This window comes from Guptibacillus algicola, from assembly GCF_020171805.1.
GTDB classification, from domain to species: domain Bacteria; phylum Bacillota; class Bacilli; order Bacillales; family Guptibacillaceae; genus Guptibacillus; species Guptibacillus algicola.
Genome location: NZ_JAIVAF010000003.1, coordinates 1,238,509 through 1,259,214, shown reverse-complemented (window position 1 = coordinate 1,259,214; position 20,706 = coordinate 1,238,509). Strand labels below are relative to the sequence as shown.

Annotated in this window: 22 protein-coding genes and 1 other RNA gene; 19 read left to right on the top strand and 4 right to left on the bottom strand. The window is 40.0% G+C overall.

Annotation, left to right across the window (positions count from 1 at the left end; genetic code table 11):
* Positions 1–147 precede the first annotated feature (147 nt).
* Positions 148–420, bottom strand: a complete 273-nt coding sequence (locus LCM09_RS14025; protein WP_224882858.1) for a hypothetical protein — start codon at positions 418–420, stop codon at positions 148–150.
* Between the two features lie 147 nt (positions 421–567).
* Here LCM09_RS14025 and LCM09_RS14020 point away from each other — a divergent pair, with 147 nt between their 5' ends.
* The 12 genes from LCM09_RS14020 (at position 568) to LCM09_RS13970 (ending at position 13,567) form a co-directional block, all read left to right on the top strand.
* Positions 568–2,631: a thioredoxin domain-containing protein gene (locus LCM09_RS14020; RefSeq protein ID WP_224882856.1), complete on the top strand. Its 2,064-nt coding sequence runs from the start codon at positions 568–570 to the stop codon at positions 2,629–2,631.
* A 51-nt stretch (positions 2,632–2,682) separates the two neighbouring features.
* Positions 2,683–3,408: a nucleotidyltransferase domain-containing protein gene (locus LCM09_RS14015; protein WP_224882854.1), complete on the top strand. Its 726-nt coding sequence runs from the start codon at positions 2,683–2,685 to the stop codon at positions 3,406–3,408.
* Between the two features lie 136 nt (positions 3,409–3,544).
* Positions 3,545–5,803 (top strand): DEAD/DEAH box helicase, encoded by a 2,259-nt coding sequence (locus tag LCM09_RS14010; protein ID WP_224882852.1) that lies wholly within the window; start codon positions 3,545–3,547, stop codon positions 5,801–5,803.
* A gap of 79 nt (positions 5,804–5,882) precedes the next feature.
* Positions 5,883–7,130: a ribonuclease H-like domain-containing protein gene (locus LCM09_RS14005; protein WP_224882845.1), complete on the top strand. Its 1,248-nt coding sequence runs from the start codon at positions 5,883–5,885 to the stop codon at positions 7,128–7,130.
* A gap of 9 nt (positions 7,131–7,139) precedes the next feature.
* A complete protein-coding gene (locus LCM09_RS14000) occupies positions 7,140–9,044 on the top strand; it encodes a DUF294 nucleotidyltransferase-like domain-containing protein (protein WP_224882843.1) in 1,905 nt (634 codons plus the stop codon).
* Positions 9,045–9,046: 2 nt separating this feature from the next.
* Positions 9,047–9,769, top strand: coding sequence for a 3'-5' exonuclease (locus LCM09_RS13995; protein ID WP_224882841.1), 723 nt, complete (start codon positions 9,047–9,049; stop codon positions 9,767–9,769).
* A 161-nt stretch (positions 9,770–9,930) separates the two neighbouring features.
* The gene (locus tag LCM09_RS20810; protein ID WP_263622960.1) at positions 9,931–10,065 is read left to right on the top strand and encodes a hypothetical protein; all 135 of its coding nucleotides are present in this window, start codon (positions 9,931–9,933) and stop codon (positions 10,063–10,065) included.
* A 112-nt stretch (positions 10,066–10,177) separates the two neighbouring features.
* Entirely contained in the window at positions 10,178–10,726 is a 549-nt protein-coding gene (locus LCM09_RS13990; RefSeq protein ID WP_224882839.1) for a CotD family spore coat protein, read from the top strand.
* 51 nt (positions 10,727–10,777) lie between these two features.
* Complete coding sequence (locus LCM09_RS13985; protein ID WP_224882837.1) at positions 10,778–11,353, top strand: SLOG family protein; 576 nt, start codon at positions 10,778–10,780, stop codon at positions 11,351–11,353.
* A gap of 78 nt (positions 11,354–11,431) precedes the next feature.
* On the top strand, positions 11,432–11,752 hold the full coding sequence (gene gpsB / locus LCM09_RS13980; RefSeq protein ID WP_224882836.1) for a cell division regulator GpsB: 321 nt from the start codon (positions 11,432–11,434) through the stop codon (positions 11,750–11,752).
* A gap of 155 nt (positions 11,753–11,907) precedes the next feature.
* An RNA gene (gene rnpB / locus LCM09_RS13975) (RNase P RNA component class B) lies at positions 11,908–12,296 on the top strand.
* A 131-nt stretch (positions 12,297–12,427) separates the two neighbouring features.
* Positions 12,428–13,567 carry a THUMP domain-containing class I SAM-dependent RNA methyltransferase gene (locus tag LCM09_RS13970; RefSeq protein ID WP_224882827.1) on the top strand — a complete coding sequence of 380 codons (1,140 nt, stop codon included), beginning with the start codon at positions 12,428–12,430 and terminating at the stop codon, positions 13,565–13,567.
* A gap of 48 nt (positions 13,568–13,615) precedes the next feature.
* On the opposite strand, the gene LCM09_RS13965 is transcribed toward LCM09_RS13970, so the two are convergent.
* Positions 13,616–13,855 carry a hypothetical protein gene (locus LCM09_RS13965; protein WP_224882825.1) on the bottom strand — a complete coding sequence of 80 codons (240 nt, stop codon included), beginning with the start codon at positions 13,853–13,855 and terminating at the stop codon, positions 13,616–13,618.
* Between the two features lie 113 nt (positions 13,856–13,968).
* Between LCM09_RS13965 and LCM09_RS13960 the strand changes: the two genes are divergently transcribed.
* Positions 13,969–14,253, top strand: a complete 285-nt coding sequence (locus LCM09_RS13960) for a DUF4359 domain-containing protein (protein WP_224882824.1) — start codon at positions 13,969–13,971, stop codon at positions 14,251–14,253.
* Positions 14,254–14,323: 70 nt separating this feature from the next.
* Positions 14,324–14,593, top strand: coding sequence for a hypothetical protein (locus tag LCM09_RS13955; RefSeq protein ID WP_224882822.1), 270 nt, complete (start codon positions 14,324–14,326; stop codon positions 14,591–14,593).
* A 261-nt stretch (positions 14,594–14,854) separates the two neighbouring features.
* On the opposite strand, the gene yppF is transcribed toward LCM09_RS13955, so the two are convergent.
* The gene (gene yppF, locus LCM09_RS13950) at positions 14,855–15,061 is read right to left on the bottom strand and encodes a YppF family protein (RefSeq protein ID WP_224882821.1); all 207 of its coding nucleotides are present in this window, start codon (positions 15,059–15,061) and stop codon (positions 14,855–14,857) included.
* Between the two features lie 171 nt (positions 15,062–15,232).
* Here yppF and LCM09_RS13945 point away from each other — a divergent pair, with 171 nt between their 5' ends.
* A complete protein-coding gene (locus LCM09_RS13945; protein WP_224882819.1) occupies positions 15,233–16,756 on the top strand; it encodes a carboxypeptidase M32 in 1,524 nt (507 codons plus the stop codon).
* Between the two features lie 38 nt (positions 16,757–16,794).
* Here the strand turns inward: LCM09_RS13945 and LCM09_RS13940 are convergent, their stop codons facing one another.
* Complete coding sequence (locus LCM09_RS13940; protein WP_224882813.1) at positions 16,795–17,241, bottom strand: hypothetical protein; 447 nt, start codon at positions 17,239–17,241, stop codon at positions 16,795–16,797.
* A gap of 160 nt (positions 17,242–17,401) precedes the next feature.
* Here LCM09_RS13940 and LCM09_RS13935 point away from each other — a divergent pair, with 160 nt between their 5' ends.
* The 4 genes from LCM09_RS13935 to LCM09_RS13920 all read left to right on the top strand — a co-directional run bounded on the left by LCM09_RS13935 (position 17,402) and on the right by LCM09_RS13920 (position 20,587).
* Positions 17,402–18,178, top strand: coding sequence for an enoyl-CoA hydratase (locus tag LCM09_RS13935; RefSeq protein ID WP_224882812.1), 777 nt, complete (start codon positions 17,402–17,404; stop codon positions 18,176–18,178).
* Between the two features lie 17 nt (positions 18,179–18,195).
* Positions 18,196–18,600, top strand: a complete 405-nt coding sequence (locus tag LCM09_RS13930; RefSeq protein ID WP_224882810.1) for an acyl-CoA thioesterase — start codon at positions 18,196–18,198, stop codon at positions 18,598–18,600.
* Positions 18,601–18,724: 124 nt separating this feature from the next.
* Complete coding sequence (locus tag LCM09_RS13925) at positions 18,725–19,615, top strand: hypothetical protein (RefSeq protein ID WP_224882808.1); 891 nt, start codon at positions 18,725–18,727, stop codon at positions 19,613–19,615.
* A 33-nt stretch (positions 19,616–19,648) separates the two neighbouring features.
* Positions 19,649–20,587, top strand: coding sequence for an NADP-dependent oxidoreductase (locus tag LCM09_RS13920; RefSeq protein WP_224882806.1), 939 nt, complete (start codon positions 19,649–19,651; stop codon positions 20,585–20,587).
* The last annotated feature ends 119 nt before the right edge of the window (positions 20,588–20,706 follow it).

The window sequence follows — 20,706 nt, the reverse complement described above, 5'->3', positions numbered from 1 at the left end:
ATCTTTCTTAGATTGAAACATTACATCACCGCCTAAAAAGAATCTATCTCTAGCTTAACAAAAGGGCGAGATAAAAAAAGGCAAAAAAATAGGTTGTCGAGACTTTCTCGACAACCTGAAAAGTCACCGAGTAGGTGACTTTTGTTATTAATCTTCGTCTCTATCATCATCATCGTCGTCATCTTCTAGGTACTCTTCATCAGTTTCAAAGAGTAGTCCAGTTTGACATGATTGGCAATCTCTCACACATTGATTAAAGCTTAAAGGAAATAACCTACGACAAACGGATGAACAAAATCTTGAGCAGTCTCCTGCGCTTGTACTTTCTCCGCCTGTATCAGGTCTATATGAACAAGAGCGGTCTCCGGCAAGACGAGGACGCTTTGATAGTCTCTTTATATAGGGTTGATTATTCTTCAAGGGTAGCACCTCCTTACATAATAGAGTATGCATGAGGTGGAGGACATGCTCATCATCTTTAAGAAAAAATTGGCAAGTTCAGCTTTTTCATCATTTCGTTTTCTTGATACACTTATAATGTCTACTAAAACTTTGGGAGGTGAAGGTATGAGTGAAGAAGAGAAAGGGTACACGTATGTGAATAAGTTGATCGAAGAAAAGTCACCGTATTTATTACAACATGCACATAACCCCGTCGATTGGTATCCTTGGGGAGAAGAAGCGTTTGAAAAAGCGAAGAAGGAAAATAAGCCTGTACTGGTATCTATAGGCTACTCGACCTGTCATTGGTGTCACGTGATGGAGCGCGAAAGCTTTGAGGATGAGGAAACGGCAAAGCTATTGAATGAACGCTTTGTAGCGATTAAAGTAGACCGAGAAGAACGACCGGACATCGATTCAATTTATATGAAGGTTTGTCAGGGATTGACGGGACAGGGAGGCTGGCCGTTGAATGTATTTGTGACTCCGGATCAAAAGCCGTTTTATGCGGGCACGTACTTTCCTAAAGAAAGCCGTTATAATATTCCAGGGTTCAAAGATGCGATTTTGCAGCTTTCAGAACAGTATAAAACGAACCCTGATAAAATCACCAGAATCGGTGATAAGATCACGCTGTCCCTGCAAGAACGGATGAGGTCAGAAGGAACGGCTCTTACGGAAGAACCTCTTCATAAAAGCTTTGATCAAATGCAGAATATGTTCGATACTATTTTTGGTGGGTTTGGCACGACACCTAAATTCCCTTCGCCACACATGTTGATGTACTTGTTACGGTATGCTCGTACGTTTGACAATGAACTAGCGTCTACAATGGTGACGAGAACGCTCGATGGTATGGCGAACGGCGGGATTTATGATCATGTCGGCTATGGTTTCGCTCGTTATTCAGTCGACCAAGAATGGCTTGTCCCACATTTCGAGAAGATGCTTTATGACAATGCGATGCTCGCAATCGCATATACTGAAGGCTATCAAGTGACTAAGAACGAACGTTATAAGGAAATCGCAGAGAACGTCCTTGAGTACGTGAAGCGAGATATGACGTCAAGTGAAGGTGCGTTTTATTCTGCCGAAGATGCTGATTCGGAGGGCGAAGAAGGTAAATTCTACGTGTGGTCAAAAGAAGAAGTGATTTCTATCCTAGGTGATGAATTAGGAGACTTATACGCCAAAACGTACGATATTACGGAAAATGGTAACTTTGAAGGACGAAATATACCGAACCTCATAAAGACAAATGTAAGAAGGCTAGCAAAGGAATATGGTTATACTGAAGAAGGATACCGTGAAATGCTTAGCACAGCACATGAAAAACTGTTCGAAGAACGTGAAAAGCGTATTCATCCTCACAAAGATGATAAGATTTTGACTAGCTGGAACATGCTTATGATCGCTGCATTTTCAAAAGCTGGCAAAGTATTCAATAACGATGATTACAAGCATTATGCGGAACGTGCTTACGCTTTCATAGAAGAAAACCTAGTAGAAAACGATCGTCTAATGGCGAGATACAGAGATGGTGAAGTGAAGTTTAAAGCATTTCATGATGATTATGCTTATGGTTTATGGGCGCTGATTGAGCTCTATGAAGCGACATATGACCCGGTTCATCTACAAAAAGCAAAGCGGTTGGCAGACGATATGTATCGTTTTTTTTGGGATGAAGAAAGTGGCGGTTTCTTCCTTTATGGGCATGATGCGGACAAGTTGATCGCAAGACCAAAAGATGTTCATGACGGCGCACTACCATCAGGAAACAGCGTTGCAGCGCTTCAACTTCTCCGTCTAGCGAAGCTTACTGGTGAAACGGAGTATGAGGAGTGGAGCAATAAGATGTTTACAGCATTCGCAGGAGATGTGTCATCTTATCCGAGCGGTCATGCGTATTTCTTAATGAGCAAGCTTCTTACGATTTCTTCTCCAAAGGAAGCGGTTGTCATTGGGGAATTAGAAAATGATCAGACGAAGAAGATCCAGCAGTTTTTCCAACGTTCATTTTTGCCAGAGCTCACTACCCACATGACCGATAATCCTTCTGAATTACGGGAAACTGCTGCATTTGCTTCAGAGTTTGAGAAGCGAAATGAAACAATGGTTTATCTATGTGAGAATTTTACTTGTGGTATGCCAACAGCGGATATCGATCAAATTATGAATAAACTGAAGTAGAAAAAGCTACCGGGAGCCGATCCTGGTAGCTTTTCTTAAGGTGGTATGGTGATGGAAAAGATTAAGAAAGCATTACGTTCCATAGAACATGAGAGAAATGTTGAGATTTTATATGCATGCGAAGCGGGAAGTCGCGCTTTTGGGTATGAGTCAGAACATAGCGATTATGATGTAAGGTTCATTTATACTCATCCAAGAGAGTGGTACCTTTCACTTTTTGATAAAAGAGACGTTATTGAAAGCACGATCGGAGACATCGAACTGCATGGATGGGACATCAAGAAAACGCTTTGGCTCCTAAGCAAATCGAACCCTACACTTTTAGAATGGCTGCATTCACAGATCATTTACAAAGAAAGTGCTAAGTTTCTCCCAGTCCGAACTCTTGCTACTGAGTTGATAAAGGTAAAACCGATTTTATTTCACTATGTTAAGTTGGGAAAAGGGAATTGTAAGAGTTTCAGAAAAACAGCAAATCAAAAGCATTTGTTGTATGCTCTGAAGTCACTTTTACTTGTACAATGGATATCTGTTGAAGAAACCATGCCTGAAATGAATCTCACCGCTCTTTTGGAAACAACAAACATACCAGAGGAAATTAAAATGTATAGTTATGATCTGTTAAATCGAAAACCAATACGGAATCCTGAACCCGTTTTGAGTTATATTGAGACAGTTCTAAAGGGTTATGAAAATAAAGCAAAAGGGTTATTAGATAAAAATGAAATCGATAAAGAGAAGATCGATCGTATATATCGAAAGTTAATTGAAGATTGATGAAGAGGCTTTCTACCATATAGAACCGAATGGAGATTGTAAAGAAGAGGCGCATGGCCTCTTTTTCTATTGCATATAGGTAGAATTGCAAACAGACATTCGCTACAATAGGCATAGAACATATGAGGTGAGAGCGATGAACCGAAAACAAACGTTAGAAACATTAATACATGAATTAAAGCAAGATGAAAACATAGCTCATTGGCATGAGATTGAACCAAAACCTGCCAAGATGAGAGAGATGCCTGGTTCCCTTGATCATAGAATTAAAAATGCCCTTAGTGAAAGAGGGATCGAACAGCTCTATACCCACCAGTATGACGCTTATAATGAGGTGAAGAACGGTAATAGTATTGTAGCTGTTACGCCTACAGCTTCTGGGAAAACCCTCTGTTACAATCTTCCTGTGCTACAGTCGATCGCTGAAGACGAGAATAGCCGTGCGCTATACTTATTTCCAACAAAAGCTCTGGCGCAGGATCAGCGTAGTGAACTGACAGAAATGATTGATGACATGGGGATCGATATAAAGAGCTACACATATGACGGAGACACCGCTCCAAATATTAGACAGGTCGTAAGAAAAGCAGGTCATATCGTGATAACGAACCCAGATATGTTACACTCTGCTATTCTTCCACATCACACGAAATGGGTTTCTTTATTTGAGAATCTAAAATATATCGTGATCGACGAACTTCATACGTACAAAGGCGTGTTTGGGAGTCATGTTGCGAATGTAATAAGGCGATTGAAGCGAATTTGCAATTTCTATGGCAGTGATCCCATTTTTATTTGTACGTCTGCAACAATCGCAAATCCAAAAGAGCTTGCTGAGCAGTTGACTGAAGAAAACATGTTTCTTATTGAAAACAACGGGGCACCTAGAGGTCGAAAACATTTTGTGTTTTATAACCCTCCTATTGTGAATCAGCCATTAAATATAAGAAGAAGTGCTACGGTTGAAGTAAATCGCATCGCAAAGGACTTTTTGCAAAACAAGATTCAAACGATTGTTTTTGCGAAAAGTCGCGTTCGGGTTGAAATCATATTAAGCCACTTACAAGAACTTGTGAAAAAAGATATTGGACCTAAATCGATAAGAGGTTACCGAGGGGGCTATCTACCAAAACAAAGAAGAGAAATTGAGCGTGGTCTTCGTAGTGGCGACATTATGGGCGTCGTAAGTACAAACGCGCTCGAACTTGGGGTTGATATCGGACAACTGCAAGTTTGTGTGATGACGGGTTATCCAGGTAGTGTTGCAAGTACTTGGCAACAAGCTGGAAGAGCTGGTCGGAGAGAAAAGGAATCGCTGATCGTGATGGTCGCTGGATCTACTCCAATCGATCAGTACATTGTACAGCACCCAGAGTATTTCTTTGATCGTCCTGCTGAATCTGCACGAATAAATCCTGATAACTTAGTGATTCTTGTTGATCACGTCAAGTGCGCAGCCTATGAACTTCCTTTTAAAATAGACGATCGATTTGGTTCGATGGAAGTAGAGGAAATACTAGAATATCTTGCTGAGGAGAATCTGTTGCATCATCGAGGCGATAAGTACTTTTGGATGAACGATTCGTTTCCGGCTCACAACATCAGTCTTAGGTCTGCATCACAGGAGAATGTGATTATTATCGACCAGTCGAATGTTGCCGATCATACTGTAATCGGAGAAATGGACCGGTTTAGTGCCATGACGCTACTACATGATGAAGCGATATATTTACATCAAGGGATTCAATATCAAGTAGAGGAATTAGATTGGGACGAAAAGAAAGCTTATGTGCGTCAAGTTGATGTGGAATATTTTACTGATGCGAACCTTGCAGTTAGCTTGAAAGTTCTAGAAGAAGACAAGCTTAGTGAGCACGATACATCTACTGTTGGCTTTGGTGATGTTACAGTAAATGCGATGCCGACTATTTTCAAGAAAATCAAGATGAGTACGTTTGAAAATATTGGTTCTGGACCAATCCACCTTCCTGAAGAAGAGCTCCACACAACCTCTACTTGGGTTAGTTTGAAGGAAGACAAAGATCAGCTTGGAACGAAAACGATGGAACAAGTTCTTTCTGGAATTTCAAACGTGATCAAACATGTCGTTCCTGTACTCGTTATGTGTGACCAAAACGATGTTCACGTCGTTCCACAAATCAAAGCGACACATAACAATCTACCTACGATCTTTCTTTATGATCGTTATCCTGGTGGTATTGGCCTTTCAGATGAATTGTATAAACGATTTGAAGAACTGATAAGATCAGCCGAGAATCTTATCAAGCAATGTCCGTGTGAGGACGGTTGTCCTGCATGCATCGGAACAGAGCATGAGGCAAGTCATGCAAAAGAACTGAGTATGAAATTATTAAGAAGACTGATTGAAGAGTGACGGTTCCTGTGTTTAGCGACACTTGTGACTGGAAAGACCACTCTTTGCTCTCTTAAATAGGTAAGAGGTGAACGTGTATATGTCACTTAAAGCGAAGCTAAACCGAATGAAAAACCATATAAACACTGACGAAAAGAAAGAAGGTGTGAGGCCTAAGGAAACTAGCCTTACTGTTCCTCATCTTGATAAATGGTCACGTCTTGATGCAGAACCATTCTTCTTTGATGATGAGTATGCCATGATCAGAAAGAAAACATATCCGATGGAACATAAGCATGGTCGCTATGTATTCAATGAGCTTGAGTGTGTCATCGAGCGGTGGAACAACTTTCATAGAACTCATCCACTCTCATCAAAGGATTTGAATCCTAATGACCTCTTGTTTTTTGATACTGAAACGACAGGTCTCGGTGGAGGGGTTGGGAATACGATCTTTCTACTAGGGTATTGTCAGTATACTAATGAAGGTATTTCAATGAATCAGTATTTTCTCCCTGGGCCAGGAGCAGAAGTTCCGATGTATAAAGCTTTCCTTGATGATGTCCAAGACTTGAAGAACCTTGTGACGTATAACGGAAAGGCATTTGACTGGCCACAGGTTAAAACAAGACATACGCTTATTCGAGAACAAGTTCCTAACCTCCCTCAATTCGGTCATTTCGACCTTCTCCATGGTGCGCGAAGGTTTTGGAAAAATGATATGGAATCAGTCAGACTCTCGAACGTTGAGGAACAGAAGCTTCATTTTACTCGTAAAGAAGACACACCTGGTTATTTAGCGCCAATGCTGTATTTCGAGTTTGTGAAAGATCCTGACCCTGACTTAATCTCAAGCGTCATGAAGCATAACGAAGAAGATATCCTTTCACTGATCACCCTTTATATCCACTTGTCTAATTTACTACTCGACATCAGCGGGGATTTCTTAACAGCTGGTGAGCAGTTCCAATCAGCGAGATGGTGGGAAGCGATCGGTGAAGATGATCATGCAGCTTCTCTTTATCAGCTCTCAATGAATGGGAAATATGAACGAGAAGCAAAAAAAGCACTCGCAATGATTTACAAAAAGCAAGGAGAGTTAGCAAGGGCAATCTCAATATGGATCCAATTATCACAATCCACGAACGATGAAGAGTGTGATATCGAGCTAGCTAAATATTACGAGCATAAAGAGAAAGACTATGAACAGGCGTTGCATTATGCGTTGTCAGGCTATCAGAAATGGAAAAGCAAGAAGCGGATCATGAAAGATAAAGCAGAAGAAGAACGGAATCACTATATGAAACGAATCGAACGGTTAGAGCTGAAAGAAGCTCGCAAACGGTAGGAGGTTATTATGCAGGACTTTTATGATGTACTAAAGAAAAAAGAACCTTTTCACTCGCTAAGCGATGCGGAAGTTGAGGAGTTAATCGCTTCAGCCCGTTTCTCCACCTACCATAAGGGCCAATTTCTGTACCATGAAGATGAGGATGCAGATGCTCTCTATTTGTTAGTGTCAGGTATTGCAAAAAATATTGTCCATAAATCGAATGGTCAACAGGCTACGATGCGCTTTTATTATCCAGGGGATTTGATCGGACTCATGATTATGCTTACAGATGAGACGATGACGTTTTCTGTTCAAGCGAACGATGATTGTGAAGTAATCCGAATTAAGAAGGAAGTCATGCTTAAGATCATGACGGAAAACCCTGCGTTTTCTCATAACGTTCTCGATACGATCGGTGAGCGTATGAGGAGTCTTTATGATGAGATCAAGCAAGAGCGAGATCGTGAGACAGAAGGGGAAAATATCGCACTTTATCGTACGAGAGTGAGTTCGATCATGGATTCAAAAGTAACGATTCCACCGACTTATAGCGTTCTAGAAACTGCAGAGTTGTTTAGAACGAACAACTATGATGGTGTGATCGTGAGCGAGGATCGAGAAAGTGTGATGGGAACTGTCACGCCGCTCGAATTGTTTAACGCGTTCACTCACGGTGATTTTCAAGATCCTATTCATAAGTGGATGTATCAAAATCCTAATCTCGTTGAGGAAGATGCGTTTAGTTATGAAGCACTGGCTTATTTGAAATTTCATAAAGTCTCTCTTCTACCTGTGGTGAAACGAGATAAGCTCGTAGGAATGGTATCCGCTAAGTCGTTCCTAGGTATACAGGAGTCAGCCTATCTTGACCTTTCGTATAGGCTCTCAAGAGCAAAAGAGCTTCAAGAAATAGTAAGTCTTTCTCCTCCAAATCATAAAGAATTCCACTCTTTCATAGAGGATTTACTAAACGAAAATACGCTAGGGTATGAGATCTGTGAGATGATGTCTAATTACAATGATGAGATCCACAGAAGAGTCATTCTCCTTGCCGAAAAGGAAATGCTTCGAGAAGGGCACGGCAGACCGCCTGTAAATTATTGTTTTATCGTGATGGGAAGTGAAGGTAGAAAAGAGCAGGCCTTCAGTACAGATCAAGACAACGGCATGATTATCGATGATTATGAGCATCTTTCTCACAGAGATGAAATCGACGCTTATTTTAGTAAGTTAACGATTAAAATCAATGAACGATTAACTGAATGTGGTTTACCAGAGTGTTCAGGCGGGATTATGGCGAAGAACTCAAAATGGAGACGATCGCTTACCGATTGGAAAAAAGAGGTAAATCGATGGATTACAGAGACGGACGCAGAAGAAATCCGTAATTTTACGATCTTTATGGACTTTCGACCAGTCTACGGTGATTTTGATTTATCAAGAAGTTTACGTCGTTCCATTACGGACAGGATTAAAAAGGCTCATACTCTCCAAATGCTATTGATGAAGGATACGATTCGTTTTCGCGTTCCGTTGAATCCAATAGGAAAGCTGCAGCTGCGAGGAAAAGAAAAAACGCTTGATTTGAAAAAGTCCGCCATTATGCAAATCGTAAATGGGATTCGAATTTTCGCTATGAAATACGGCGTTGAAGAAGTGAATACGATCAAACGCCTAAATGAATTGAAGCGAAAGGAAATTTTTCATCATCGTGATGTAGTAAATATTGAAACAGCTCTTCACTACTTATATAGCTTTAGGATCAGGCAAAATCTCTATCAGTTAAGTAAGGATATTGAGATAACAAATATCGTTAAACCTCAAGAATGGGATAAAGAAGAAAGAAGGAAAATGAGGGAAGCATTGCTCGTTGCAAAGCGAATGCAACAAGTAAGTGAACTAAGCTTCCGTAGAAACCGGAGTATTTAGCTATGCCTTCAATAGGATATAAACTATTACGATATGTTTTATTTGATCGACGAAAATGGAAAAAGAAAATGAGAAAAGAAGTTGATTCTCCTGTCTATAAACGGCTTCAAGAAAAGTTACCGCAACATCAGTCAGAGAGTCTGCGTTATTTCACAGTGTTTGACTTAGAAACGACTGGATTCTATCCAGCGATCGGAGATGAAGTCATTTCGATCGGAGCGGTAAAGATTGATTTAGTAGAAGGTCGCATTTTGGACGAGTCATTCTATCGGATCGTTCGGCCTTTTAACAAAGTTCCAAGGTTTGTTAGGCAACTTACAGGGTTATCAATTGGAGAGATTAGAGCAGGATGGTCTTTCCTTGAAGCGCTAGAAGAATTCATTTCCTTTAGTGAGGGCACAACTCTTATTGCTCATCCCGTGAAATTCGATGTATACGTATTACAAGCTCTCGTTCAGAAATGGGACCTTCCAGACTATTTGCCTCCTTATTTAGATTCGGAAGCTTTAGCTAAAGAAGTATTTCCTTCAGGTAATCCCCAGCTCGATTCATTGATACGGAGATTGAACATTGAGCGTCATGAGAGGCACCATGCATTGAATGATGCGAAGATGACTGCGGAATTGTGCTTGAAGCTGTTTAATAAGTTAGATGTCGAGAATTCACTAGATGAGGAAATAATGCAACGAATACAGCGAGAAAACCTGGTTTTTGGCAGGAAATAATGAAGAACATAAATCATTTCCCGGGTAAGCGCATAATAATGTTCATTTCGACGTAATCTATGCAAAAACTTGTCTTTTCTGCGTTTACAATTGTCGTATCTTGTTGTAACTTTGAATAGGAAAAAACATTCTGCGAATTAACACGATTCAGTAATAACGTAATGGAGAGATGGAAAGTGAAACAGGTCATCATGGTGTTGTTTTTTTTGGTAATTGCATTAACAGTAGTTGTTATGAGTGAAATTAGCGAGTCTGCTCAATTGTTTGATGATTCCGAGATTGTCCAACAAAAATAGGCTCTTTCTTTACGTTTCAAACGGGAAATAAGGACAAACACACAGTACATGTACGCAGGTGGTTACATAAATTAGTAGGGAAATCTTTATTCTAGAAGGGGGAACCTACTAAATGTTTAGACGTAATGATCATATGGGTCCAAACGGTAACATGCCTAATCAGGTAAGTCCTGCGATGCATGGTCCGAACGCAAACATGCCTAATCAGGTAAGTCCAGCAATGCATGGGCCAAATGCGAATATGCCGAACCAAGTGAGTCCGGCTATGCAAGGTCCTAATGCAAACATGCCACACCAAGTCAGTCCTGCTATGAAGGGTGGAAATGGTCAAGTAAGTCCAGCGAATCAAGGTCCTTGTCCTACAGGTCCATTTGTTTATCCTACAAAGCAATGTGTAAAGAACTACTGCTACAAGCATCAAGTGGAACACATCCATCCAACACACATCAAGAACGTTCATCATCATATGTATGAGCACAACCATGTGTACCCACTAACACAGTCTGACGAAGTATTGGCTTCGCATCAAAATAACTATCCACCTCCAAGCCCGACTGGCGCAATGCCAGCAGGATATGGTGGAGATCCATCACAAGTTGCAGGAGCGATGCAGGGTCCTGGTGGACCTGGTCAAGGTCCTGCTCAAAAAAGAAGAAGATAATCATAAAAAACGAACTGGTTTCCAGTTCGTTTTTTAGTAGGAGTTGAAAAAATGGCGAATGTACTGCTCGTGACAGGATATAAAGCTCATGAAATTGGGATTTTTAACGATGATCATCCTGGATTGCACATCATAAAGACGGCCCTCAGAACTAGAATGTCTCAATTGATAGAAGATATGCAGTTTGAATGGGTTCTAATTAGTGGACAAACAGGTATCGAACTATGGGCAGGGGAAGTAGCCCTCGATTTACGAGAGGAGTTTCCAGATCTTAAATTAGCTGTGTTAACACCATTTCTTGATCAAGAGAAGAAGTGGAAAGAGTCCTCTCAAGAATATTATCAAATGATCCTCTCAGAAGCTGATTTTGTAGAATCCATAACGAATAGGCCGTATGAAAACCCTGGTCAACTGAAAGCAAAAAACGAATTCTTAATAAAGAAGAGCAATGCGATGCTGATTCTTTATGACGAAGACACGCCAGGATCACCAGATTATTATTTAAAAGAAGCAGAGAACAGAAATAAACAGCAAGGTGGGTACGAAGTGTATACGATAACCCCTATCGATCTTGATTTGCTTCAGCAGGACATGCAGGAAAGTGATCCAGATTTTTACAAGCAGTAAACATTCCAATTGACAAGTCGAGCGACTTTTGGAAGAATAAAATAAAGACAAAAACTGTGTACATACTGAGGTGATATTATGGCAGAGCAGCAATCGTTACAATTAACAGCTAAAGATATTCTTGAAAAAGATTTCAAAAGTGGCTTCCGTGGATATGATCAAGATGATGTAGACAAATTTTTAGATGTTGTAATCAAGGATTATGAGAATTTTGAAAATGAACTCGATCAACTTCGTCAAGAAAACACCAGGTTAAGAAGAGAGATGGATCGTATGTCTGAACAACAAAAGCGCCAGCAAACGCGCTCTCAAACGCAACCTGGAAACACAAACTATGATATTTTAAAGCGATTATCTAATCTAGAGAAGCACGTCTTTGGAAGTAAGCTATATGAATAAACCGCCAAAATGAGGTGGTTTTTTCTTAACTTGAACAATAAATTTCACTTACCGTATTAATAATAGAAAATAATATATAAACCAGTTCTACAAACAGTTTCTTGCATAATTCTATTAATTACGCTATAATTAAGTTTGCTGTCCTAATAAAGATAACGTTCGGGTGATCGCTGCATAAGTTATTTCTTATGTAGAGGAAAGTCCATGCTCGCACGATCTGAGATGATCGTAGTGTTCGTGCCTGATGAAAAAATAAGTCAGGGTAGTCCTTTAGGGCTAACGGCGGGGAAAGGGCCTACGTCTTTCGAGATATGGCCTGAATACTCTGAAAGTGCCACAGTGACGAAGTCTTAATGGAAACATTAAGAGTGGAACGAGGTAAACCCCACGAGCGAGAAACCCAAATTATGGTAGGGGAGCTTTCTTGAAGGAATTTAACGGATAGAAAGCCAGACGGAGGACGCGTCTGGAGATAGATGATTACCACCTAAGTGCGAGGGGAGACCCGCTTGCAGTACGAAGGAACAGAACATGGCTTACAGAACGTTATCTACTTTGAAAAGCCCCTAATAGGGCTTTTTTGCATGTTTAGAGGAATTCCTGTATGATTAAGTCGGCAAAATGAACGGTATATTATCATATTAAGATGTAGTCATACGATCGGAGTTGAAGAGAATGGCAAAATATGAATTGATTGCAACAGCTACTATGGGACTTGAATCTCTCGTAGGGCGAGAAGTAAAAGATCTAGGCTTTGAGAACGTAAGAATTGATAATGGAAAAGTTACATATGAAAGTGATGAGCTCGGAATTTGCAGATCGAATTATTGGTTAAGAACGGCTGATCGCGTGAAGCTGAAGGTAGGGGAATTCAAAGTAACCACTTTTGACGAACTATTTGAAGCAACAAAAGCACTTCCTTGGGGAGATCTCTTGCCAGAAAATGCTGAGTTCCCTGTTTCAGGTAAATCGGTGAAATCCACGTTATATAGTGTTCCGGATTGCCAGGCTATCGTGAAGAAAGCTATCGTTGAGAGTATGAAAGAAAAATACAATGTGTCCTGGTTTGATGAAGATGGACCGCTATTTAAGATTGAAGTGGCCATTCATAAAGATACTGCGACACTTACTATCGATACAAGCGGTAAAGGATTGCATAGAAGAGGATACCGTTACCTACACAGTGCAGCTCCGTTAAAAGAAACGATGGCAGCTGCAATGGTCATGCTTACAAACTGGAACGCAGATAAGCCATTTATCGATCCGTTTTGTGGATCAGGTACACTTCCGATTGAAGCAGCTATGATTGGACAGAACATCGCGCCAGGCTTTAACAGGGAGTTCGCTTCTGAAGACTGGGCTTGGATCGGTAAGAAAAAATGGGAAGAGGCGATGATCGAAACAGAGGATCTCGCAAAATATGATCAGCCTCTTCATATCTTTGGCAGTGATCTTGATCCGAAGATGGTCGAGCTTTCGAAGAACAATGCTCTTGAAGCTGGATTCGGAGATATGCTTCAGTTTAAACAGATGCAGGTTTCTGATGTTAGTTCTAAGATGGAGTATGGTTGCTTAATTGGTAACCCGCCATACGGTGAACGTCTTGGTGACCGTGAGGAAGTTGAACAGATGTATAAAGACATGGGACGAGCGTTCCGTAACCGTCTCGATACATGGTCGATCTACATCCTAACTTCTCATCCGAAATTCGAAGAGCTATATGGTAAGAAATCATCGAAGAACCGTAAGCTTTATAACGGTGATATCAAAACACATTATTATCAGTTCTTTGGTCCGAGACCACCCAAGGATTAAAATATGAAAAGCCCCTAAGCGTTTGTATCGCTTAGGGGCTTTTTTTACTTATACTTTTTCAACGATGTATGCGCGTTTATCTCGAAAATATTTCTCGCCGTCATCTGAGGAATGTTCAAAAAATCCTTCTAGTTCATTCACTACTTTATATTCTCTTTCAGGATCAGAAAAAAGTTGTGATGCATTACTTGCTAGTAACACAACATCAGTCGTGGATACAAAGCTATCCAGTTCCTTAGCAGTATAATGTTCTCCAGGTTTAAGCGTATTGATACGGTGTTGTCTCATGAATAATTCCTCCTATCTAGAATTGCGTTCTAGTATTCTCTACCCGAGAACAACCTGCATGTAAACGGATAAATATGGATAAGTTTAAAGAGGCACACTTTTGGGAGGATACCATGAAGAGAACAGGACTTTTTATTTGTGTATTGGTTATGGTAGGAATGCTATTTACGAATCCAGACACTGAAGGTTATGTAGAATGGGCTTCGGATGAATTGAAAAAGGATCAGAATACATTAGTCGAAATTGGAATCGACCTTGCTGTAGTCCCTTATCTATCTTCTAACACTGAGCGATCGAACTGGTATGTTTTTTCACTTTATCGTACAAAAAACTATGATGGGAAAATTATTACTTCGGTAGGTATGATGAATCATTTTTTTGTGCTTTCTTCAAGGTAATTTGTAGACGCATCAAGCATTTTGATGTATCGTTTCTATTGGTCGATGCAATAGAAAGGGGGATATATGCATGGAAATAAGCTTTTTTACTTTTCTAGTTCCTATCATAGTTGCTGTGTATCTTGCTATAGATGCACCAAAGCATGGTAAGAATCCATGGCTATGGGGAATATTAGGTTTTCTATTCACACTACTTCCACTTGGGATTTATTTGATTAAAACGAATCGCAAGGTTGCTGGGTGGATCTTTGTAGCGTTATCGATTCTCTCCATTATTGGTACCGTTGCATTCATAGGAATCTTGATCGCTGTGATTTCAAGCGGGGGCGCAGGTGTGTAAGTACCCGTTTTGAACGGTATAGATTCGGGAATTAGTTCTTCATTGGAATTCACAATGGAGGTATGAAGATGAAGTATTGTAAACAGTGTTGTGCAATATTAAATAGATCGCAAAAGGAATGCCCTTTATGCATGAATGATCGTTTTACTAATCTCGAAATTACGTTACAGCATTAGAAAAGACATGGGGCAGCCCATGTCTTTTTTTCGTGCTAGTTTGTTTTTAGGTAAACAGTTTATGGTAGGATAGTTATATAGAGGGTCAAGTTGTTTTCAGTTCTTTTTCAGAGAAATATTCGGGTTTCTTAGCACCTTGGGCATTCAATTCTTTAAAGCAGCATTGGTATTCATGCAATGAAATGTGGCCTCGTAAGTAGTTCGCCTGAGCAAAATCTAGTAGCTCGTCTGCAGAAGCTGGTTGCTTTCCTTTAACCTCTTCGAATGTACTGATCAGATCTTTGATAGACAATCTAACCCCTCCTTGAACTATATTTTCCTTATAAAAAGGATAACATGAGTTTTTCAATATCTATTGTTTTTGAATTTTTTAACTTCCGACAAAACGTTACATATTTTCACGAGCATTGTCGAATGTGCGGTAGTGTAATCAAACTATTTAATAAAAGGGAGAGGAATAAGGATGCAATTTGATTTAAATCAAATTGAACAAGACTTTTTGAACTATACGAAGAAGATGACAGGCTTTAATGAAGCAATCGGATTAATGTATTGGGATTTAAGAACAGGAGCTCCAAAAAAAGGTGCAGGGCAACGCTCAGAAGTTATCGGGATGATGTCGTCTGAGGTATTTAACATGTCCGTATCCAGTGAAATGAAAGAATTTTTATCTAAACTTTCCGAAGAAGATGTCATGAGTAAGTTAGATGAGAAAACAAAGAAAACTGTCGAAGAATGTCAAAAAGAGTACGATAGAAATATAAAGATTCCCGCAGAGGAATATTCAGAATACGTCATCTTGAGTTCAAAGGCTGAAAGCGTATGGGAGGAAGCGAAGGAAAACAATGATTTTGAGCTCTTTCGTCCGTACCTTGAAAAACTAGTAGCCTTTAATCAAAAGTTTGTGGAGTACTGGGGTTACGAAGGGAATAAGTATAATACTCTTTTAGATTTGTATGAGCCTGGCGTAACGGTGGATATGATCGATCGCGTGTTTGGACAACTTCGTGAACACATCGTCCCTCTCGTGAAAAAGGTAGTGGAGTCAAAAGACAAGCCAAAGACGGACTTCTTGTTTGAGCATTTTCCTGAAGATAAGCAGCAGGCATTCAGTTTAGAAATACTGAAGAAGATGGGGTATGACTTTAATGCAGGTCGTCTTGACAAGACAGTCCATCCATTCGCTACAGGACTGAACCCTGGAGACGTTCGAGTGACTACAAAATATGATGAAACTGATTTCCGCACAGCTGTTTTTGGAACGATTCATGAAGGTGGACATGCATTGTATGAACAAAACATCTCTCCAGATTTAATAGGAACACCTCTTTGCTCAGGAACATCAATGGGCATTCATGAATCTCAATCACTATTCTGGGAGAATTTCGTAGGTCGTCATAAGTCGTTCTGGCAAGATAACTATGACACATTAAAGGAATATTCAACTGGTCAATTCGACGATGTTAGCTTGGATGACTATTACCGTGCGATTAACGTGGCGGGTCCTTCTCTTATCAGAATTGAAGCAGATGAAATGACGTATGCTCTTCATATTATGGTTCGCTATGAAATCGAAAAAGGGTTGATCAATGGGGAGATAGAAGTGAAAGATCTTCCGTCGATTTGGAATGAGAAGATGGAAGAGTACCTTGGTATAACGCCAGACAGCGATGCGAATGGTGTTCTTCAAGATGTTCACTGGTCAGGTGGAGCTTTTGGGTATTTCCCGTCCTATGCACTAGGCTATATTTACGCAGCACAAATCAAACATGCTATCAAAAAAGACCTTCCTCATTTTGACAAGTTATTAGAAGAAGGCAACCTCTTACCAATAAAAGAGTGGCTTACTGAAAATATCCATCAGTATGGGAAGATGAAGAAGCCTGTTGAAATTATTAAAGATATTACTGGCGAAGGCCTTAATGCGAAGTACTTAATCGAGTATCTAGAGAATAAGTACTCGGACGTCTATCAACTGAATTCCTAAAATAAGACACCCTGCCACATGAGTGGCAGGGTATTGTATTAGTCTCTAGACATCACATCTGTATGGTGCTCTTTTACTCCAACAAAACCTCTTACAATAATATCTGCAAATAACTGGGATCTTTCTTTTAAATCATCGACCGAGTATAAACCAGAGAAATATTGTATAACCAATCCATCGATCATCGCGATGAATGCGCTCACTCCTTCTCTGTAATGAAGAGCCCAATACTCTTTATTTGGATCTAGTTCAATGAATTTATCTCTTAAGTACAATAGCATCTCATCAAAAGCGCGCTTAAATTCCTCTGGTTCTTGATTTTGAGCTTGTTTACTCATTTCTTCTTGTAGTTTATCGAAATTATCCTTGTTATAGTCCATTGATCCATAGATGAAATTAGCAATAAATTCTGGTACTGTTTTGCCCTCACAAGAATCTATTGATTCTTCATAATCAAGTGTGAGGCGGTATAGGTTTTCATTCATAATAAGACTCCTTTCATAAAATGTAAAACTGGAATTCCCGATTATCTAAAAATAAAACAGTTTAAATATATTGAAAATTACAAACGTTTACATGTAAGATTGATATGTAGCTCTTTATTATCGTTGAAAAATGTTCTACATAACAAAGGAGTGATTTGGAATGGAAAAGGTAACATATGAGATTAAAGAAAGAACAGCAATTGTCACAATTAATAACCCTCCCCTCAATGTACTAAGTAAAGAAGTAATTACGAATCTTTTTGAGGTTTTTGGAGAGCTTGAATCGAATGATGAAGCTGTAGCAATTATTTTGACAGGTGCTGGAGACAAGGCTTTTGTAGCGGGAGCTGATATTAAGGAGTTTCCTGAATGGATGGGGCAGGGCAATTTCAAGGATATCGTGATGGATACCCATCGCATGTTTAACTATATCGATGATTTTCCTAAGCCAACGATCGCTCTATTAAATGGGTTAACGTTTGGTGGAGGGTGCGAGCTTGCGATGACATGTGATATCCGTATTGCAGAAGATCAAGCTCAGTTAGGGCTTCCTGAAATTAAGTTAGGCTTGTTCCCAGGTGGTGGGGGTACTCAGAGGCTGCCACGATTGGTTGGAGAAGCTCGAGCAAAAGAAATCATGTTCACTGGTGAACCAATCAGTGCACTAAAGGCAGAGCAGTATGGGCTTGTTAATCATGTCGTGCCGACTGGACAAGGTATGACATATGCGCAAAGTCTTGCTTCAAAAATATCGGATAAATCACTTCAGTCCCTTTCTAGAATTAAGAAAGCTGTCAATAAAGGGTCAGAACTGCCGATGGAAAAAGGGATTGATCTTGAAGCAGAGTTATTCGATCAAGTATTTCAAACAGATGATATTAAAGAAGGTGTGACTGCTTTCTTTGAAAAGAGAAAACCACAATTTACACATAGGTGATAGAGAGAGGGAAGAACATGAGCCACGAGATGAATGTGAAGGTTAGATTTTGCGAAACGGATGCACTAGGGCATGTGAATAATACAAGTTATTTTATATATATGGAGGAAGCTAGAGTTGAGTTTTTAAATCAACATAGAGGGGACTCTAGTACAGAAGACTGGAAATTCATTTTGGTATCTACAAATTGTGATTTTCATGCCCAGGTGTATTTCGGAGAAAGTCTTACGGTGGAAACATTTATTAAGAAGATCGGAACAAAGAGTTTTGTCATGTGCCATCGAATGAGAAACGCTAAAAACGGTACGCTTGTTGCAGAGGGAGAGTCTGTCATCGTGTACTTTAATTTTAAAGAACAAAAAAGCGAGCAAATCCCTGATGAGCTACGTAAAGCTCTTGAGGAAAGTTTTCAAGTAAGTTAGTCTGTTTCATTTAGAGCGTGGTAAAGCCTCGCTCTTTCTTTTTTATTGAAAATGATGATTTAGAAGAGAGAATTATGGATATTGTGTATTGTATGGACAAGTACAAACGAAGGGACGGTTTTGAATGAAGAAATTAACGAAAGCGCAATTTGAAAAAGCATGTTCGTATATTGAAAATGAGGCGAGAGGGATCGACCGCGCCTTTTTTAAATACTGGAAGGGTGAAGGAAACGAAGAACAAGTTTTAAATGAACTTGAGAAGTACCGTAATGAAGATGGAGGGTTTGGTCATAGCTTAGAACCGGACTTTCGTCTTGAAGAGTCATCTCCGATGGCTACATCTGTTGCGTTTCAATATTTAACAAAGCTCGGCTTGCCAAAGAACCATCCTTTTATAAAAAAGGGAATCGAATATTTTCAAGATACTTACCGTGTAGGAGAGGGCTGGGAAGCTGTACCTGAAGCAGTAAATGATGTACCTCATGCACCATGGTGGAGTGTTCATCCAGGGGAACAGAAGTACTCAGCGAACCCAGATGCGGAAATCGTTGGTTACCTTTTAGCGTTCAGTGATGATAAAGAGCCTAAATCTGAGATGCTGATGAAAGTGATGGATCATTTGAGTGATTTGAATGAATACGAGATACATGAAGTTCTATGCTATTTAAGACTTGCTGATTTAGCAGGTGGAGATATAAAAGAAGTAATCACAGACAAGGTTCATAAGCAGCTTCCGTACATAGTCGACCGTCCGGAAAAGTGGGATTCATACGGCGTTCAACCAGTTGTACTTGTGGAATCAGATGAATCTCCATTCGTAGATGAATTAAATCAGGAGCTTCTTGTGAATCTGGATTACATCGTAGATCAACAAAATGAAGACGGTAGTTGGGAACCTACATGGGAATGGGGACAATACGAAAAAGACTGGGAACAGGCTAAGCGAGAATGGAAAGGGAGCTTGACTGTTCAACAGATCATCACGTTGAGCAAATTTGATCGAATTGAAAAGTAAAGGATAAATGATTTAAAAAGGGAGGTACCTTTCATGAAAGCTGTAGTTATTGAATCATATGGAGGAAGTGAACAGTTAAAAGAAGTTGAGCTTTATTCCCTGACTCCTCAAGATGACCAGGTAGTTGTAGAAAGTTATGCAACTTCGATTAATCCAATCGATTGGAAAGTAAGAGAGGGGTATTTAAAAGAGAAATTACCTTTCAACTTCCCGATCATTTTAGGTTGGGATATAGCAGGTAAAGTAAAGCGAATTGGAAAGAACGTTACAGAATTCAGTGAAGGCGACCGTGTATTTGCTAGACCGGCCACTACAGCGAATGGAACATATGCAGAAGAGGTTGTGGTGGATGCTCATTTACTTGCACATATGCCTGACAATATTTCGTTTGAAGAGGCGGCTTCCGTTCCATTAGTAGGACTTACAGCGTGGCAGTGCTTAATAGACTTTGCGGATGTGAGAAAGGATGATAAAGTCCTTATTCATGGAGGCTCTGGTGGTGTTGGAAGCTTTGCGATCCAACTAGCGAAGTACAAAGGTGCTTATGTAGCAACTACGTGTAGCGGGAAGAACATCGAGTATGTAGAGTCGTTAGGTGCAGATCGCGCTATCAATTACAAGGAAGAGGATTTTTCAGAAGTGCTTGAGGAGTATGATGTCGTTCTAGATACGATAGGTGGAGAAGTGTTAGATAAGAGCTTCCTAGTACTAAATGGAGGCGGACGACTTGCTTCTATTGTGGCTATGCCAGACAAAGAGAAGGCGAAGGAAAAAGGTGTGCGCTCAGGAACGGTTTGGTTAGAACCGAACGGTGCACAGCTGAAGCAAATTGGTGAACTAATTGCTGATGGTCACATAAAAGCAACAATTGGACATCGCTTCCCATTTGGAGAAGAAGGAATCATTGAGGCTCATCGACTAAGTGAGTCTCACCATGCTAGAGGCAAAATCGTAATCGTGTTTGATAAATAGAAGGCAGCTACGGCTGTCTTTTTTTATTTATAAATTTTAAATTTCACATACCGTAATATAAACGATCTTAAAAAAACTTATTTATAAATATATATGATAACCCATTAATAAAAGCCAGG